This is a genomic window from Paenibacillus sp. CAU 1782, assembly GCF_054551715.1.
Map to the genome: position 1 here is coordinate 226,131 of NZ_JBTOLL010000002.1, position 17,845 is coordinate 243,975.

The window sequence follows — 17,845 nt, forward strand, 5'->3', positions numbered from 1 at the left end:
TGTGGCTACCTCCCTACCAAGCTGGATTGTATTGGCTGACCATTAAGCGCTGAAGAAATAATGAACTGCTGCTCTGCGGCATGAACCTCCTGATGTCCGCTTGCTGTGCTGGAACGATCCGGACGGCCAATGTAGCTTACCGTCACCTTCGCCGGAGCAAGCTCGCGCAGGCGAGATTCCATGTAATTCCAAGAGCCTTGGTTTTTCGGCTCTTCCTGAACCCATACAATTTCCGACAGGCGCGGGTATTGGGCCAGAATGGCTTCCAGTTCGGCCTTCGGCAGCGGATAAAGCTGCTCGACGCGAGCTACGCGCAGCCAGTCAAATTCTTGCGCTTCGGAAGCGGACATGGCTTCCTCAATATCCACCATAACTTTGCCCGTGCCAAGCAGCAGGCGTTTTACTTTGCTCTTGGCATCCTTGGATTCGCCCGTATCAAACATTGGCAGCAACGGCTTGAAGGAGCCTTCGCTGAACTCCGTGCCACGCGATGCCACACGCGGGTTGCGGATAAGGCTTTTTGGAGCCATCAGCACCAGAGGGCGAACGTTGTCGCTTCCGAGCATGGCGGCTTGTTTGCGCAAGAGATGGAAATATTGGGCCGATGTCGTCAAATTGGCTACGGTCCAGTTGTTATCGGCGGACAATTGAAGGAAACGTTCCAAGCGAGCGCTGGAATGCTCTGGCCCTTGACCTTCGTAACCATGCGGCAGCAGGATAGCCAAACCGGATTTTTGCAGCCATTTTGCCCGGCCGGCCGAGATGAACTGGTCAAAAATAACTTGGGCCACGTTGGCGAAGTCGCCGTATTGCGCTTCCCAGATAACAAAGGTTTCCGGCGCAAATACGTTATATCCGTATTCAAAAGCGAGTACAGCCGTTTCCGACAGCGGGCTGTTATGAACCGCAAAGGACGCTTTGGCTTGCGGCAAAATATGAAGCGGCGAAAACTTCTCGGCCGTAGCATTATCATTCAACATAATATGGCGGTGCGCAAATGTTCCGCGTTCCGAATCCTGCCCGCTCAAGCGGACCGGCGTTCCGTCTGCCAGAATCGTTGCGAAAGCCAGCGATTCCGCATGCGCCCAATCCAGCTTCTCCCCATCGTTCAGGCCGATAGAGCGGCGCTGCAGGATGCGCTGAAGCTTTCCGTATTCCGTAAAGGACTCTGGACGATTGAGCAGCTCAAGATTAATCTCCTTCAACGTTTCCATAGGAACAGCTGTCGCTACGTCCTCCGGTACAATTTTGCCATTGTCCTGAGGGGCCTGGGCATGCTTCTTGCTTTCTTGCTCCTTCATGGAGTCATAGGCCATTTGAAGCTCGCCGAGCCTCTTTTGGCGCAGATGCTCCACCTGCTCCTCGCCGACAACGCCTTTGGCAACCAGCTTGTTGCCATAAATGGTGCTCACCGTAGGGTGATTGCGCACTTTGGAGTACACCAGCGGTTGGGTTACTTCAGGATCATCCATTTCGTTATGACCGTAGCGGCGATAGCCGATCAGATCGATAACAAATCCTTTATTGAATCTCAAGCGGTATTCGCAAGCCAGACGGATTGCTGCCAGACACGCTTCCGGATCGTCGGCGTTGACATGTACGATCGGAATGTCAAAACCTTTGGCCAGATCGCTCGCATAATAGGTCGAACGGGAATCCTGGCTGTTGGTCGTAAAACCAAGCCGGTTGTTCGCGATGATATGCAGCGTGCCGCCATTGCGATACCCTTGCAGATTATTGAAGTTAAGCGTTTCCGCAACTATGCCTTCACCGATAAAAGCCGCATCGCCGTGAACGCAAACCGTAACGGCGCTTTGTACGTTTTGAACCGGGAAGCCGCGTTGCGTACGATCCTCCTGAGCCGCTCTCGTAAATCCTTCCACCACAGGGTTAACAAACTCCAGATGGCTCGGGTTGTTCGCCAGCGTCAGGCGGGTTGATATCGTTTCGCTGCTTTGGACGGAGCGATTGGCGCCCAGATGGTATTTCACATCGCCTGTCCAGCCGAAGTTGATGCCGATGGAGCCTTCGGAAGGCACCAGCTCTTTGTTAGGCGAATGATGGAATTCCGAAAAGATTTTGGCGTACGGTTTGCCCAAAACGTGAGTAAGCACGTTGAGACGGCCGCGGTGCGCCATGCCGATAAGGACATGCTCGGCACCGCCTTGCGCGGAGTTGCGAACGATTTCGTCCAGTACCGGAACCAGCATATCAAGGCCTTCAATGGAGAACCGTTTTTGTCCCACGAAGGTTTTATGAATAAAGCTTTCGAACAATTCAACTTGCAGCAGCCGCTCCAGCAGAGCAACGCGTTCTTCACCCGTCAGAGGGGCAGGGAACGAGCCGGATTCCGCTTGGCGATGCAGCCAGTTGCGTTCATTCTCGTCATGAATGTGCGTAAATTCGTAGGCAGCCGAGCGGGTGTAAATCTTTCTGAGCTGCTGAATGGCTTCCCAGCCGCTTGCAAGCGACTCCGGAGCATTGTCCCAGATCAACGATGCCGGTATGCTGGCCAAATCCTCTTTGGTTAGTCCAAAGGTTTCCGGCTCCAGCAGTCTGGTGTCGGCAGCCTGGCTAATGCCAAGCGGATTAATATCCGCGCCTAAATGGCCGTACCTGCGAATGTTCAGCATGAGCTGATGCGCGGCAACGACCTTTTTGAACATATTGCTGTTGATCGCGGAAGCAGGCGCTTGGTTTAAAGCGCTGTCAGCTCGTCCCGAAGAAACGGACTTGTTTGTCTCTGTGCTCTCGGGAGGCGGGCCCCACTGTTCAAACATCTCGCGTACCGATGATTCAATGGCTTCCGGGTTTTTCAGATAGAGCTCGTATTGCTCCTGAACATAACCAAGATTGGGACCATAATAGCTTTTCCAAGGCGAATGATTGACTTCATCATGGACGCTCATTGCAGAAATTTCCACCCTCTCTATTGATAACCATCTCATTATTGCCTGCCACGGACTAAACCATGCGCGTCCGCTGCGCTTTTTGAGACTACAAACTTGAACTTTTGCCACCACGGCATTGATTTTACAAAAAAAGAATTAAAACTGTGATTTTTGCTGTTGCTTGGCTTCTTCATATTTTAGTACAATAACGAGTTGCCTTCCATAATCATATTGGCATCGGTTTCATCGTTTTGCAGCATCAATAGAGATGCATGCTTCATTTTATGAAAGAGCTTACAAAAGATGGCGAAAAAGCCGGACTTTCGCCCGGCGTTATTCTATTTTTTGCACACAAGCTCCACTAATGTACGGGTCATCGAGCCCGTAGCTCCCTTGGGCTCCAGCGCTTTATCGGCCTCCAGCCAGCTGGAACCGCCAATATCCAGATGCACCCACGGCAGGCCTTCGGCAAAATGACCGATAAACAGCCCGCCCGTGGTGGCCGCGCCGTAACGGCCTGCGCCGTTCCTCAGATCCGCGGCAGCGCTGCGCAGCGGCTTGCTGAATTCGGGGTAAACAGGCAGCTCCCAGACGCGTTCTCCGGCTCTATCCGCCGCAGCCATAATTTCCTTCAGCAGCTCCGGATGGTTGGTAACCGCGCCAGTCGCCTCAAATCCGAGCGTATGCATGACGGCTCCGGTTAACGTAGCGACATCCACCAGTCGGGTGGCGCCTCTGCGAATGGCTGTTGTCATGCCGTCCGCCAGCACAATCCGGCCTTCCGCATCCGTGTTGACCACTTCTACGGTATAACCGCTCATCGTCGTCAGAACGTCGCCTGGTTTCAACGCGCGGTCGGAAGGCATATTTTCAGCGGTGGGAATAACGGCCACGATATTCGCTTTTGCTTTTATTTCCGCTACGGCTCGCAATGCTCCAAGCACGGCTGCCGCTCCGCCCATATCGGAAATCATTTCTTCCATACCCGGCGCTCGCTTGAGCGAAATGCCGCCCGTATCAAACGTAATGCCTTTGCCGATCCATCCCCAGGTTTCGCTGCTGTCTGGATCTCCTTTATAATGAAGCACAATCATGCGAGGCGGATTGACGCTGCCTTGACCTACTCCAAGCAAACCGCCCATGCCTTGCTCCGCAGCGGTCCATTCATCGATAATTTCCACGTCCAGCTCGTATTCATGCGCCAATTCCTCGGCAAAAAAGGCCAGGCGCTCCGGGGTCAAATCATTGCCGGGAAGATTAGTCAGGTCGCGTGCGTATGTTACGGCTTCCGCAATCACCAGCCCGCTCGCGATTCCTTGCTCCCATTGCCCTTGCGGGGCCAGCTTCAGCAGTCCGCTATCCGGCACAATGCCGACTTGTACGGGCTGATAACGCACCGCGGCTTCTTTTTTGAGCGGGAGACGATCATGCAGCGCAAGCAGCATCCCCTCTGTCAGAGCTTGCGACACCGCCGCGCCGCCGAGTGCTTCTACTTCCGCTTGCAGAACTTCGGAACGCAAATCAAAGGAGGCCGTTTCCGCCGCCAGCGATTTCAGCTCCTTGGCAGCCGCAGCAGCCGCCAGGCGCAAACCTTCCCGGCCTTCTCCCGGCTTGTAACCTACGAACAGAACGTATGGCATTTTGAACAGGCCTAGCGTTGGCGCGCTAAACGTCTGCTCCGGCTTGCCTTTGAACAGTCCCCTGGACACCGCTCTTCTGAGCTCGGCATCAATGTGCTCTTGTACTAGCGGCATTGTCCCCCCGGCTTCTTCCTCTGTCACAAACAGAATCTGAACTCCAGCATGAGCCGTTCCTCCAGCCGCTCCATTACTTTCTCCGGCGATTTCGCCGTATGTTAATTTCGTTTTAATCATCTTATTCCCCACTTTCATTTTCCCCATAAAAAAGAATCGGAACATATGCCCCGATTCGATTCTAATCCTTTATTCCGCCAATGGCAAATAAATGATAAACTCTGTGCCGCATCCTTCGCGGGAGTCTACCCGAATGGTGCCTCCATGATTGCGGATGATGCGATAGCTAACCGATAACCCCAGCCCCGTTCCGGCTTGCTTGGTCGTGAAAAACGGATCGAACAGGCGGTTCATGACAGCCTTGTCCATTCCTTTGCCGTTATCCTTGATAGTAACTTCCACGTATTGACCGTCACTTTTGAGCGAAATATGTATGTTGCCTCTTCTTTCAGTCCGAACCTCTTCCACAGCGTCCAGCGCATTTTTGACCATATTCAGCATAACCTGCTTCACTTGCTTAACATCCACGGCGACAAAAGCATCGGGTTCAAGCGATTCAAACGTGATCTCGCAATTGCGGAGCAGCGCTTCGCTTTCCGTCAGCATGACGACTTCGCGGATCAGCCCGTCAATTGAGGTCGCCTTTTTCATCGGCGCGGAAGGCTTGGAGGAATTCAGAAACTCATATATGATGTCGTTTGCGCGATCGATTTCTGTCAAAATAATACGAGCATATTCTTCTTTCCCCACTTCCAGCAGATAGGGACGAAGAAGCTGAATAAATCCTCTGATGCTAGTAAGCGGATTGCGGATTTCGTGGGCGATGGCCGCGGCTATTTTGCCCAGCATGGCCAGTTTGTCGTTTTGCAGCGCGCTTTGCTCAATCTGCTTGTACTCCGAAACATCCTTGACGCTGATGAGAAAATCGCCGTTTAACTGATCGCCGTAAGTTACGGTCGCTAGCAGATGTCTGCCGTCTCTGTGCTGAAACTCGTAATACCGGTTTCTCTTGCGGAACATTTCCCGGTAGAGTCGCAAAATGATGCGTTTGGTGCCGATATGCAGGCCCGGGTGGAGCAGAATGCCCCTGATATTATGGCCAACCAGCTCGTACCGGGATATATTAAGTTCCTTGGCCATTTGCACGTTAATAAACGTCAGGATGCCGTCATCATCGAACAAAGCGATTCCGCTATCCATATGCTGCAGCACATTTTCGTACTTGTTTTTGACTCTTTCGGAATCGGTAGGGTATTGAACCGGAAGCAATCCCTGTAATTCCAGACTTGAGGTTCGACGGCGCAAATCGATAATTTCTCCGCTGGCGTCAATGCCTACCTTCTCATGTTGGGCCGCCAGCAACTCTTTCAAAAAAGAAAAAGAGTCATGATAAAGCTTCAGTGCGTCGTGTGACTCCATATTTGCGGCAAGTGTCCCTAGGCATTCTTCATGTACGGCAAAAATCGCTTCAGGATGAAAGTCGTAAAGTTGTTTGCCAAGCTCACTGGCATGAAACAGCGATGCTTCTCCGCCGCCACGAACAAATTCGGCAAGCGCCGGGAAATACCGCTTTCGAATGGCTTGCATCTACTACTCCTCCCCGGCAAAACTATGGATTATGGAATGTTCAAAAGACCATACCTCATCATAGGTTTACTTTGCGAAGGCTGTCAATCAGAAATCCTGTCGAATTATGGTAAAACCATTCATCGACTTACATTTTTCAATGGCGGCCGCCGTTTCCGCGGCCTTGCCCTTGGTTGCCGCGATCGTCGTTATCGCGGCCTTGGCCCCTGCCGCCGCGATCATCATTATCGCGGCCTTGGCCTTGGTTGCCGCGATCGTCGTTATCGCGGCCTTGACCTCTGCCGCCGCGATCGTCATTATCGCGGCCTTGACCCCTGCCGCCGCGATCATCGTTATCGCGGCCTTGACCCCTGCCGCCGCGATCGTCGTTATCGCGGCCTTGACCCCTGCCGCCGCGGTCGTCGTTATCGCGGCCTTGATCTTGGTTGCCGCGATCATCGTTATCGCGGCCTTGCCCCCTGCCAGGCTTCGCCGATGAATCTGGCGTTGCTCCAATGCCCGGCTTGGCGGAAGGGCTGGCAGGACGGGTCGTTTCCGACTGCAAAACCGGCTTGGCTGTCGGAGCAGGCTTTGGCGTAGCGGACGGCTTGGCGCTAGCCGTGCTTTGCTCCTGCTGCAGCAGCTCCTGCAGCATTTGTTTCGTTTCCACCTCGGGCTCGCTGGAAACGAGATTTTTTACGCCACCCATGGACTCCGTGGCATCATGAATCGATTGAGAGCGCAGCTCATCCAGCCCTAGCTGGAAACCTTCGCTTTTGGCCATCAAATAAACCGCCATTTTCCCTGCGGACAAGCCGTTTGCTTCGGCGGCAAGGCGCAGCTCCTCCGGGGCAAGCAGCGTTGTGATATGCACCATATCGGATGGCGTCCCATGCTCCGTTAGCCACTCCTGCAGCTTGTGATCCAGCTTACGCGCCAGCACGGCTTCAAAATCCAGCGCTGCCGAGCTTGAGCCATCCACCAGCATGCTTGTAATAAAGATATCTTTATACGGAGTATCCAGATAATGCGTGTCGCCAGCAATGTTCAGAATGGATGCAGCAACGGCTTCAATATCCATTCCACGGTATTTCAAACCTTCAATCACAATCTCGCCGTCGCTGTTCAACGCACGCAGCACACGAACCTTCTCCGATTTGTCGATGCCGATTTCGATGCTGGGATTAATATCAATTGTGACATAAGCGACAACCGTCCTTGCGCTGCTTACCGCATAAACGAGAACAACGCTCAGCAACAGGCACAACACAGCTGCTGCGGCGCCATATCGCGCATAACCGCCCCGCAACGAAAATGCGATTCGTTTCCTATCCTCTCCGGAAGGAAGCTCTTCCTCAAATGCGATTTCTTCTCCGATTTGAGGATTGCCGCGAAGGGGAGCCTTCAGAAAGCGGCCATCACGCGTCATTACAACTGCATGTTTGGAATGGATGCTCATGACTACGCCGCGTTTCATCGACTCACCTCCTTCAACGTTTCAGTCTCGCTTTTTTCGACACGCAAATAATCGTTCATATAGGGATAATTGCCTGATTTAATAATAGCGATGGCAATCAAATATTTTCGGTTGCGCTCAATCGTTTTGCGGGATACGCCCCCAACCTCCATCAATTCTTTTACCGGCAGCTTTCCCGTCGCCCTCAACTGCTCCATCAATTCGCCGTTTTCGGCCAGTACGATTGCAATCGAGATCAACATGACTCTTGAGTCGGAATGTTTGGGAGAGAGTTCGACTAGCTCCGCAAAGGTAATGCCGTACCTTCCCAATTCACTGCTAAGTTCCGCAATCTCCGAACGGCGGGCCGATTCGGTTTTTCCCGCTTCATGGGCCGCGATCGATTGCCGAGTCTCTAATACATTATAAGCCGCGCCATCATCACTTTCATAATCGAATACGCTATAGGGCACATCCTGGCGATGCTTCTTCTCTTTTCGGGCATAGTCAATAAGCCTGCGCTGAATGACCGTTTTTGCGAAACCGAGGAATGATTTGCCTGCGCCAGCATTGAAGCTGTCAATCGCTTCATTAAATGCCAGCAGCGCAATGCTGAATTCATCATCCTTCTTCGGATCGATGTAACGTCTGCAGAATTTGCTTGTTAATTTGGCTATGTATGGCGAATAATTCGCGATTAAGGCATCGCGTTTGCTTTCATCGCCTTTTATAATTTCGGAAACGGTCTCTTCCGGGCTCAGAGCTTGCTCCTTTGCCCCTTTTTTGGAGGAAGACGATTTCCGCAGAAAACGCTCCAACAGGATCAGCAACAATCGCTCCACCTCGCTACTATATAGTTTCGCCGAACGTTTGTGGTTTGCGGGGGTCCAAATGAGAAAACCTTCATTTTTTGATCAGCAATATCGTAAGGCCCCGGACATCTTGCCGATTATACACCAATTGCCGGACAAGTCACATCCCTTATAACGCTTGAAGCGCCTAAATGAAACAATTCTAATCCGGCGAGGCCGCAGGACAAACCTGTAACCCTATACCCTAAACGGTGCAAAATCAAACAGCAACAGCGTTAAATCCTCTGCTTCTAAGCTGCTAATGGTAACGTAGGCGGAATATTCACGGCAGGCGCATTTTTTAAAATTCAAAAAGACCTCCTTGAAAGGAGGCCTTGACTGTTCTTATATGGACGTTTTATAAGGTGGATTCTAAACAGAGGATCGTCTCTGCATCAGCTTATTGCGGCGCTCATTTAATGAAGAAAGCCGTTTCATCAGCATCACTTGCCACTCTCTGTCATTAATGCCTTTGGCAAAGCTCAACAAATCAAGCGCCATGTCGATTTGGCTTCGGACAACCTCCATCGGTTCTTCACTTTCGTGGTTAACGCAGTTTTCGACCAGATCCTGCTTTCTTTTTTCCACATAATCCGTAAAATCAACCTCGGCAGCCCCATCGCCAAAAGCGTATTCCGCAAGAATGTCATATTCGTGCTGGGCGAGATAATGAATGTCCACCCGATGGCATACCGGACAAAATGTAATAGGCACATTATGAACATGCGTGCTATGATGCTTCAACGTTCCTTTTGTTCCAATCATGCTGGCCCCGCAGCAAAAGCTCATCGGAAGACCTCCTTCATATCTGTTGGACGTACTTTCGAAACTGAACCACAAAACGCCGCTTCCTTCTTAACTTATTCGCTATCCTTCCGGCAAATTCCTTCATTATTTACGATTGCTTTCCCCCGTATCCGCCGATTCTTTCATTGGCAAGTTTCCGTAATAAGGGGCAATCTGATACACCGTCCAAACAACATCATTTAAAAAATGAGCCAACCACATTTCTCCATCCATGATATAGAGGCGATAAAAATCACGCTGGTCGTCGTGAGCCCTATCCAGATCGTACTGCAGGCGGGTTTGGTATGTCCCAATATCCGGAATTAATGATTTCAGCGCATAGTTCCCGTATGCTTCAATGAAGTCGTCTGGCTCCACTACCGATTTTTCATATCGGGCAGACAACTGCGTCTGCTCGCCTTTTTGATCTGTAATTGTAAAGCTGTTTTCTCTAAAGGAATAATATTCAACAAAATCAGGGCCCGGATAGAAAGAGCTCAGTGGATTCAAATACAGCTTTTTCTCAAAACGATACGACCCGCTAACTGCTTTGTCCCCCACCTGAGCCTCGTTAGCTGGTCGAACTTCCGATTCCGCAGTTGTGCCGGAGACCCCTGCACTCCCTTTCTCTGCTTGCAGCCTCTTACCGCTGCTTCCTGCTCCGGGATCAGCTGTACAAGCTACAATAGCCATTACGGTTAAGATAGCTGCCGCAGTTGAAACCCACTTGTTTGCTTTTTTGAATGAAAGAACATTTATGATTCGTTTCCGGACACTGCTTTCTCCAAAAGCAAGAGGACTTGCCGTCGGTATTCGCCGGTTTGAGGCAAAGGAAAGAAGAGAGAGGCTATATGGCTTGGTTATACCCGGCCCTGCTTCGGTCAATACCTTTTCATCGCAGCTCATCTCCATATCTCTCATCATCCCTATATAAGCCGCCCATACTAGCGGATTAAACCAATGAACAGCAAGTATTAAAAAAGCGATCGGCTGAATCCAGTGATCCCTTCTGCGCAAATGATATCTTTCGTGCATCAATATGTAGGCTTTTTCAGCCTGCCCAAGACCAAACGGAATGTAAATGCGCGGTTTAAAAAATCCTAATATAAACGGAGAGCAAATGGCGTCTGATTCATAGATATTTCCTTCAAGCTTAATTGCCGTTGCGGTTTTTCGATTAACCTTATATAGCGCAGCACCGCTATACGTTAACAATACAACAATGCCAACGAGCCAGATCAAGGCGGCAAACATTACCCATTCAGGCTGAAAGCCCCCTTCTTCAGCAACAATTTCAGGAAATGGACTCCAAATCCCGCTAAACGTTCCCGAAGAGATGTGGTCTTCAGTTGGCGTATTGAAGTAGGGGGATGGATCAGGTTCTATTGCGGAAGTTGGAAACATCCCGCTCCCCGCCGCCAATCCCGCAGAATCAGTTGACGAAAAAAGCTCCTTCAAACGAAGCAAGCTGAAATCAAACGTAAAGGAATGTGGAAAAACCAAGCGGAAACCTACAGCTACCCAAAGCAAATAGGCATATTTTTTTGGCGCTTTTTGGAGAAAGAAACGAACAAGCAGCACGGCCAAAATCACATAGCTTGCAGTCAAACTCATCTTCAGGACCGTACCAAACAAATCCTGCATGGCTATTCCTCCTTGTGCGCATCAATCAGCCGCTTCAATTCATCCGCTTCCTTGCCCGTTATTTTTTTGCCTCCAAAAAACGACACCAAAAAATTCGGCAACGAACCTTCGAAAGCTTTTTCTACAAAATTCTCGCTTTTAAACGACTGGATTTCTTCCTTAGGCACAAGCGAAGCAACGATCGTCTCCTCATTGACTAACATGCCTTTTTGAATCATTTTCCTCAGCACGGTATAGGTCGTGGACTTTTTCCAACCCAACCTTTGAGCGCAAAGCGCAACCAGCCGCCCTGAGGCTACAGGCTCATTCTCCCAAACGACCAGCATAAACTGGTAGTCGCTTTCACAAAGATTCAAACGTTCCATATCGCTTCTCCCCCGTTTTGGTTTATAATCACAGACCATTAAAACAAGTTTATAACAATAGACCAACCTGTGTCAATTTCAGGAATAGATACAAAAAAAAGCTCTACCTATCCACGGCCTGATCAATTAGACAAACTTTATCAATAGTGCCGACCTCAATTGTCCATCATGATTACCATGCAAAAAACCTATTAATTCAACACGAGGGCATAATGCCGATTGATTGGTCCATCGCCTATCTAAGCCCTCATCTCGGTGACCTGTATTGCTTGACTAAGGAACCATCTTTCAAAAGAAAAAATAATTTCAGCTTACCTTGAAGTAGCTGATCTTCAAATTGAACAGTTGAACTGGCAATTGCGAATAGCCGGTTTATATTGGCTAATTAAGACATTGGGCTGGTTTGTTTTTGGCGGTACAGAAATCATTCCTGGATCAGGCTCCTGGATACCTGATCTGCCAAAAGATGTAGAAAATCTGTACATGGGGGAGTTTTCTCAGTAGAGCCGCAAAAATAATTGCGGTATCGGAGTCATCTAGATTATTGCCGTTTGTTGCAGCGGCGTATATTGGAGGGTAATGAAAAAAAGTAGCTGTCCAAAAAGTAGATATCAACAAAAAACAAAAAGATAGCCTGGGATTACTGTGGAAACGGTTGGCACATGCAGGCAGCTTGAACCACTTGTTGAGGACAAACGATGACTTGACGGATAAAGGCACAGCTAGCGACACATGGCTAACAGAAAATACAGGTCGGCACATGGCTAACAGAAAATACAGGTCGGCACATGGCTAGTAGTACAGCGCTCGGTGCAAGCGCGACGCATGGCTAGTGGTACAGCGCTCGGTGCAAGCACGACGCATGGCTAGTGGTACAGCGCTCGGTGCAAGCACGACGCATGGCTAGTGGACAAACATGACCGTTAGCCGTATTTTTCATAGCTTTTGACGAATGTAATGGACATCCATGTCCATTACAGCCCCAAAACATGCCATTTTGGCTCTTTTTCAAGCTGTAACGGTCAAATATGTCCGTTACAATGTAGAAAAGTTACTTTTCCCCCTTCTAAGGGACATTCATGTCCACTACAGCGAAGGCGAAGATGACAGTACAGGTAAAAGTGGTGGGGATGCACCTCACCATGCACCTGTAAAAGCACGTACATAAAAGGCCGGACGGAAAACCTAACGTTTTTCCGCCCAGCCCGTAATTTTAGGGACTTTTTTGGACAGCCCCTCTCTCTATTGTTGGTTACGCAATTTGTTTTACCTAATTTGTCTACGTTGTTTCTGTTTTGTATGCTCTCTTATTTGGCAACCAGATTGCTTTGGCCAGGTTTCCAGTTGATCGGGCACAATCCGCCGGATTGGAGCGCTTGAAGCACACGAAGCGTCTCGTCAACGCTGCGGCCTACATCATTGTGGTTAACGACCTGGTATTTGATCTCGCCTTCTGGATCGATAATAAACAATCCGCGCAGCGCAACGCCTTCTTCTTCGATCAGCACGCCGTAATCGCGGGCAACGCTTTTGGTCAAATCGGAAGCAAGCGGGAAGCTCAACTGGCCAAGGCCGTTGTCGCTCACCGGTGTATTGATCCAGGCGCGGTGGCTGTGTTTGCTGTCCACGCTAACGCCTAGAATTTCGGTATTCAACTTGTTGAATTGTTCCGCAGCCAAGCTCAGCGCCGTAATTTCAGTCGGGCATACAAACGTAAAATCAAGCGGGTAAAAGAAAAATACCAGCCATTTGCCTCTGTAATCGGCCAGCGAAGCCGTTCCAAAATCCCCGCCATTGCCAGTCGCCGTTTCCATCGTAAAGTCCGGCGCTTTGCGTCCAACCAATCGTTCTGCCATAATATCGTTCCTCCTATCCGCTAGGGCGCCGCAGCGCCCTTGGATTTCTATATTTATTTTGTCATTGCCGCAACGATCAGATCGCCCATAGCAGTGGTGCCGATTGCTTTAGACTTGTCAACCGCGATATCGCCTGTACGGTGACCCGCATCCAATACGTCCTTCACCGCTTTTTCAATGGATGCAGCGGCTTCGTGATAACCAAAAGTCAAACGGAACATCAAAGCAACGGACAAAATCGTAGCGATCGGATTAGAGATGCCTTGTCCGGCAATATCAGGCGCAGAACCGTGAACGGGCTCGTAAAGGCCAAAGCTGCCTTCGCCCAGCGAAGCCGAAGACAACATGCCGATGGAGCCGGTAAGCATTGCCGCTTCATCGCTAAGAATGTCCCCAAACATGTTTTCCGTAACGATAACGTCAAAGCTGGATGGACGGCGCAGCAGCTGCATTGCGCAGTTGTCGACCAATACATGCTCAAGCTCAACTTCCGGATATTCAACCGCAATCCGGTTAACAACCTCGCGCCACAGACGCGATGTTTCCAGAACGTTTGCTTTGTCGACGGATGCCAGACGTTTGCCGCGTGTCATGGCAATATCGAAGGCTTGGCGAACGATGCGCTCCACTTCCTGTACATTATATACGCAAGTATCAACTGCTTCTTCGCCGCCGGCTCCCTCGCGGCGGAACTTCTCACCGAAATAAATGCCGCCTGTCAATTCGCGCACAACGATCAGATCCGTGCCTTCCAAAACTTCAGGCTTAAGCGTAGAAGCTTCTTTCAGACAGTCGAATACAGTTGCCGGACGAATATTCGAGAATAGGCCAAGCGCCTTGCGAATGCCCAGCAAGCCCGTTTCAGGACGAAGCTCTTTGGAATTGTTGTCCCATTTTGGACCGCCAACCGCGCCCAGCAGCACGGCATCAGCATTTTGGCAAATATCAAGCGTTTCCTGCGGAAGCGGAGTACCCTTCTCATCGATGGCGATGCCGCCGAATAATCCATGCTCCGTTTCAAATTGATAGCCGAAAAGCTCTTCTGTTTTTTTCAACACTTTCAGCGCTTCGCCAACAACCTCCGGTCCAATACCGTCTCCGCCCAAAACCGCAATTTTTTTCACTTCAGACATGTAAATTCAACTCTCCTCTTATCATTCTCATTCTATTATCATTTGTACCACAAATCGGCTAACAAGACAAAGATATAAATTCTATGAACTTTATAGCCAATAACTATAATCAAACGCGAACTCAGACATTAATTGGTTAAAAAGTTAATCAAAGCGGGCTAAAAATTAAGCCCCTTCACTGGCGGCGGCTTCTTCTCCACTTGGAGATGGAGATAATTTTCCCATCGGTTTTTTTGACTGAACCGCTGATCCTCCCGCAATAGCATCGATATACCCCTCAACCTTCCATCTCTCTTTTTCAGACAGCTTTTTCAACTTGGCCAGCAATTCGATGTCATCAGGCGTTATGTTTTCCCCGGACAAGGCTTGATTCCAGCGCTTCATGTGGGGCGATTGAAACTCGTGGCCATTGAGAATCCAATCAACGGAAACGGAAAAATAACTGGACAATGCAACGAGCGCCTCCGCTCCCGGCTTCGCCCGGCCCCGTTCCCAATCTCCGACATTTCCCCGGGAAACCTTGATCTCGGAAGCCAACTCTTCCTGGCTGATGTCATGTCTTTTTCTCAATTCTTTGATCCGTGTTCCAATTCCCGACATAAGGGCCTCCATTGTATGGTTTTTCGTGTAAAATTGGGCAAAATATGACGAATAAACCGTCCTTTTGTTGACAACGCTCGAAAATACGTGTAACCTATAATTAGGTCAATATTTTTCATCATACCAGATATGCAGATATACTAACAGAGCGGCATTAACGGGATCAGTCTGTCTTTTCGGCTTGGGTTGACTCTTGCGCTTAAACCAGAAACCCGTTTCACAACAGCTAGATATATCTGGTTGTGAATAAGGAGTGAATTCGGTTGAAGAAAAGAAAACTAACCCCGCTAGGCATGCTGATCCGAAAACGTCTGCTTGATAAAGGAGTTAGCCAAGCCTGGCTCGCTGAACATGTCGGGACGACGAAGGTATATTTGAACTATATTTTGCATGGCGAACGCTCCGGCAAAAAATATTTATCCAAAATACTGGAGACGCTGGAAATTGATCCCGAGAGCTTACGGAATGTAGCTTCTTAACCTGCATTATACCCGTAACGGCCTGCCAACAATCGGTCAAGCGAAAATTTGAAGGAGAGATCCGGTATGACCAGAGGCATTACATCGGTCGACAACTCCAATTCCGATATTGAGCAAGACGACATGGAAAGCTTGTGCCTGAAGCTTTTGAAACGGAAGAGTCCTTCGACCTACATCCATTGCATACGCGCCTCTATCATCGCCAGTCAGTTTGGCGCTTTTATGGATTTGGACGCCCGCTTTTTGAACCAGCTCGTTGAAGGATGCCGTCTTCATGATATCGGCAAGCTATTGGTTCCCAATACCATTCTGCACTGCACCAGCAAGCTGACCGAAAAGGACTGGATGATTCTGAAGCTCCACCCTGCATGCGGCGGTCATCTGCTGGATTATGATGGATGCAGCCATGACCGGGCTGTATGGGGCATTGTTATGCATCATCACGAGCGATGGGACGGCTCCGGTTATCCGGATGGGCTTTCCGGCACCCAAATTCCTTATCTGGCCCGAATTTGTTCCGTCATTGATGCGTTTGACAGCATGACATCGGATCGCGGTTATCGAAGAGGCTTGTCTTATATTACGGCCATACATGAGCTGCAACGAAACAGCGGAAGCCAGTTTGATCCCGAAATCGTTGAGGCATTTATCCATTTCACCAGAGATTCTAACTTTTTGCCTTTTATTCATAACCTGCCTGCTGCTATTTGAACGGAATTTCCCCAAGTTTACCGAAGCTATTCGAACTCATCATTATGCAAGGACCAACAAGCAAAGCCCGAAGAGAAAATTCTCTTCGGGCCTTGCTTGTTACTAGACATTTTAAATCAAGCTGATATTGTCGCGGCGACCTGGCGAATTGCGTTTGTCGAGCAGCCGGTTAACCGCATCCAGATAAGCTCTGGCGCTTGCTTCCAAAATATCGGTGCTGAGGCCGCGCCCCTGCGCCGATTGCTCATCCTGCTTCAGAACGACATGCACCTCGCCCAAAGCATCCTTGCCTTGCGATACCGACTTGATGGAATAATCCTCAAGCTCTACCGTTTCCCGAGTCGCTTTATCGAGAGCATTGTAGATGGCATCAACCGATCCGTTTCCTTCAGCGGTTTCCTCGCGCGTCTCTCCGTCTGCGGCACGAACCACAACCGTTGCGCTTGGCGTAGAACGGTTGCCATAGCTAACCTGGATCGTTTCCAGCGTAAATACTTCCGGCGTATCGATCAGGCGTTCTTCCAGCATAGCCCGGATATCTTCATCGCCAACCGTTTTTTTCCGATCCGCCAAATCCTTGAATTTAGCGAAAGCGGTATTAACCGACTCATCATCCAAATCGTATCCCATATCAATCAGCTTTTCACGGAAGGCATGGCGGCCGGAGTGTTTGCCAAGCACCAGCTTGGAATCCTTCAGGCCGATCACGTCCGGAGAAATGATCTCGTAGGTTGTTTTTTCCTTCAACATGCCGTCCTGGTGAATACCGGATTCATGGGCAAATGCATTGGCACCAACGATAGCCTTATTGCCCGGCACAGGCATACCCGTCAGCTTGCTGACAAGACGGCTTGTTTTGGCGATTTCTTTCAGGTTCAACGTGGTTTGAGCATTAAAGAAATCTGGGCGAGTCGCCAGCGCCATTGCGATTTCCTCGATAGCCGTGTTGCCTGCACGTTCGCCAATACCATTAATGGTGCCTTCGATTTGATCCGCACCATTCAGGATAGCGGCCAGGGAATTGGCCGTTGCCATTCCCAGGTCATCATGGCAATGCGCGCTCAGCTGAATTTTTTCAATTCCAGGCACGTTTTCCTTTAAGGTTTTGAAGATGTTTCCGAACTCCTGCGGGTTCATATACCCTACTGTATCAGGAATATTGACAACGGTTGCGCCAGCTTTAATGGCCATTTCCGTTACTTGGCACAGAAAGTCCAGCTCAGTCCGGCCTGCATCCTCAGGCGAAAACTCGATTTTGTCAAAATAACGCTTGGCATAACGAATAGCGCGGTCTGCCGCTTCCAGTACCTGCTCCTTCTCCATGCGCAGCTTGTGCTTGCGATGAATCGGGCTTGTAGCCAGAAACAGGTGGATGCAAGGATCCTGGGCGCCTTTAAGCGCTTCCCGCACGGCATCGATATCGCCTTCGCGCGAGCGCGACAAACCAATAATAGATGCATTTTTGATTGCGCGCGCTACAGCGTTGACCGCAGCGGAATCGCCAGGAGACGCAGCCGGGAAGCCTGCTTCAATCCGGTCTACGCCTAGCTTTTCAAGCTGAAGCGCAATTTCGACCTTTTCCTTGGTATTCAGGTTGACGCCGGGAGACTGCTCGCCGTCGCGAAGCGAAGTATCAAAAATATAGATTTTACGCATTTCTCCATTGCACCTCCGTGAACAGAATGATCCCGATTGCATACGGAGCGGCCGCAGGCTGATTCAAAATGAGTCCTCCTGCGGCCGCCCCAATGAA

14 protein-coding genes are annotated in these 17,845 nt (G+C 50.0%); 2 read left to right on the forward strand and 12 right to left on the reverse strand.

Translation table 11 applies throughout. The annotated features are described in order from the left end of the window. Window positions 1–5 precede the first annotated feature (5 nt). From ACX93W_RS10025 to ACX93W_RS10075, 11 genes are all read right to left on the reverse strand, one after another. Window positions 6–2,909: a 2-oxoglutarate dehydrogenase E1 component gene (locus ACX93W_RS10025; RefSeq protein ID WP_459392229.1), complete on the reverse strand. Its 2,904-nt coding sequence runs from the start codon at window positions 2,907–2,909 to the stop codon at window positions 6–8. Between the two features lie 320 nt (window positions 2,910–3,229). Continuing rightward, on the reverse strand, window positions 3,230–4,765 hold the full coding sequence (locus tag ACX93W_RS10030; RefSeq protein WP_459392230.1) for a leucyl aminopeptidase: 1,536 nt from the start codon (window positions 4,763–4,765) through the stop codon (window positions 3,230–3,232). A 69-nt stretch (window positions 4,766–4,834) separates the two neighbouring features. Next, window positions 4,835–6,232, reverse strand: coding sequence for an ATP-binding protein (locus tag ACX93W_RS10035; RefSeq protein ID WP_459392231.1), 1,398 nt, complete (start codon window positions 6,230–6,232; stop codon window positions 4,835–4,837). Window positions 6,233–6,368: 136 nt separating this feature from the next. Beyond that, window positions 6,369–7,688 (reverse strand): anti-sigma factor domain-containing protein, encoded by a 1,320-nt coding sequence (locus ACX93W_RS10040; protein ID WP_459392232.1) that lies wholly within the window; start codon window positions 7,686–7,688, stop codon window positions 6,369–6,371. Beyond that, on the reverse strand, window positions 7,685–8,497 hold the full coding sequence (gene sigI, locus ACX93W_RS10045) for an RNA polymerase sigma factor SigI (RefSeq protein WP_459392233.1): 813 nt from the start codon (window positions 8,495–8,497) through the stop codon (window positions 7,685–7,687). Before sigI ends, ACX93W_RS10040 begins: the two co-directional genes overlap by 4 nt. 393 nt (window positions 8,498–8,890) lie before the next feature. Next, window positions 8,891–9,307: a hypothetical protein gene (locus ACX93W_RS10050; RefSeq protein WP_459392234.1), complete on the reverse strand. Its 417-nt coding sequence runs from the start codon at window positions 9,305–9,307 to the stop codon at window positions 8,891–8,893. 102 nt (window positions 9,308–9,409) lie between these two features. Further along, window positions 9,410–10,948, reverse strand: coding sequence for a M56 family metallopeptidase (locus ACX93W_RS10055; RefSeq protein ID WP_459392235.1), 1,539 nt, complete (start codon window positions 10,946–10,948; stop codon window positions 9,410–9,412). Between the two features lie 2 nt (window positions 10,949–10,950). Beyond that, entirely contained in the window at window positions 10,951–11,313 is a 363-nt protein-coding gene (locus tag ACX93W_RS10060) for a BlaI/MecI/CopY family transcriptional regulator (RefSeq protein WP_459392236.1), read from the reverse strand. Window positions 11,314–12,620: 1,307 nt separating this feature from the next. Then, window positions 12,621–13,169, reverse strand: a complete 549-nt coding sequence (locus ACX93W_RS10065; RefSeq protein ID WP_459392237.1) for a peroxiredoxin — start codon at window positions 13,167–13,169, stop codon at window positions 12,621–12,623. Window positions 13,170–13,222: 53 nt separating this feature from the next. Then, window positions 13,223–14,302, reverse strand: coding sequence for a 3-isopropylmalate dehydrogenase (gene leuB / locus ACX93W_RS10070; RefSeq protein WP_459392238.1), 1,080 nt, complete (start codon window positions 14,300–14,302; stop codon window positions 13,223–13,225). Window positions 14,303–14,467: 165 nt separating this feature from the next. After that, the gene (locus tag ACX93W_RS10075; protein WP_459392239.1) at window positions 14,468–14,902 is read right to left on the reverse strand and encodes a helix-turn-helix domain-containing protein; all 435 of its coding nucleotides are present in this window, start codon (window positions 14,900–14,902) and stop codon (window positions 14,468–14,470) included. 263 nt (window positions 14,903–15,165) lie between these two features. Here ACX93W_RS10075 and ACX93W_RS10080 point away from each other — a divergent pair, with 263 nt between their 5' ends. After that, a complete protein-coding gene (locus tag ACX93W_RS10080; RefSeq protein ID WP_459392240.1) occupies window positions 15,166–15,381 on the forward strand; it encodes a helix-turn-helix domain-containing protein in 216 nt (71 codons plus the stop codon). Between the two features lie 66 nt (window positions 15,382–15,447). Then, window positions 15,448–16,092: an HD-GYP domain-containing protein gene (locus tag ACX93W_RS10085; RefSeq protein ID WP_459392241.1), complete on the forward strand. Its 645-nt coding sequence runs from the start codon at window positions 15,448–15,450 to the stop codon at window positions 16,090–16,092. Window positions 16,093–16,203: 111 nt separating this feature from the next. Here the strand turns inward: ACX93W_RS10085 and ACX93W_RS10090 are convergent, their stop codons facing one another. Continuing rightward, the gene (locus ACX93W_RS10090) at window positions 16,204–17,748 is read right to left on the reverse strand and encodes a 2-isopropylmalate synthase (protein ID WP_459392242.1); all 1,545 of its coding nucleotides are present in this window, start codon (window positions 17,746–17,748) and stop codon (window positions 16,204–16,206) included. Window positions 17,749–17,845 lie beyond the last annotated feature (97 nt).

Excerpts from the sequence above, each read along its gene's own strand:
- ACX93W_RS10025 (WP_459392229.1), bottom strand. The coding sequence starts at position 2,909 with ATGAGCGTCCATGATGAAGTCAATCATTCGCCTTGGAAAAGCTATTAT.
- ACX93W_RS10030 (WP_459392230.1), bottom strand. The coding sequence starts at position 4,765 with ATGATTAAAACGAAATTAACATACGGCGAAATCGCCGGAGAAAGTAAT.
- ACX93W_RS10035 (WP_459392231.1), bottom strand. The coding sequence starts at position 6,232 with ATGCAAGCCATTCGAAAGCGGTATTTCCCGGCGCTTGCCGAATTTGTT.
- ACX93W_RS10040 (WP_459392232.1), bottom strand. The coding sequence starts at position 7,688 with ATGAAACGCGGCGTAGTCATGAGCATCCATTCCAAACATGCAGTTGTA.
- ACX93W_RS10050 (WP_459392234.1), bottom strand. The coding sequence starts at position 9,307 with ATGAGCTTTTGCTGCGGGGCCAGCATGATTGGAACAAAAGGAACGTTG.
- ACX93W_RS10055 (WP_459392235.1), bottom strand. The coding sequence starts at position 10,948 with ATGCAGGATTTGTTTGGTACGGTCCTGAAGATGAGTTTGACTGCAAGC.
- ACX93W_RS10060 (WP_459392236.1), bottom strand. The coding sequence starts at position 11,313 with ATGGAACGTTTGAATCTTTGTGAAAGCGACTACCAGTTTATGCTGGTC.
- ACX93W_RS10065 (WP_459392237.1), bottom strand. The coding sequence starts at position 13,169 with ATGGCAGAACGATTGGTTGGACGCAAAGCGCCGGACTTTACGATGGAA.
- leuB (WP_459392238.1), bottom strand. The coding sequence starts at position 14,302 with ATGTCTGAAGTGAAAAAAATTGCGGTTTTGGGCGGAGACGGTATTGGA.
- ACX93W_RS10075 (WP_459392239.1), bottom strand. The coding sequence starts at position 14,902 with ATGTCGGGAATTGGAACACGGATCAAAGAATTGAGAAAAAGACATGAC.
- ACX93W_RS10085 (WP_459392241.1), top strand. The coding sequence starts at position 15,448 with ATGACCAGAGGCATTACATCGGTCGACAACTCCAATTCCGATATTGAG.
- ACX93W_RS10090 (WP_459392242.1), bottom strand. The coding sequence starts at position 17,748 with ATGCGTAAAATCTATATTTTTGATACTTCGCTTCGCGACGGCGAGCAG.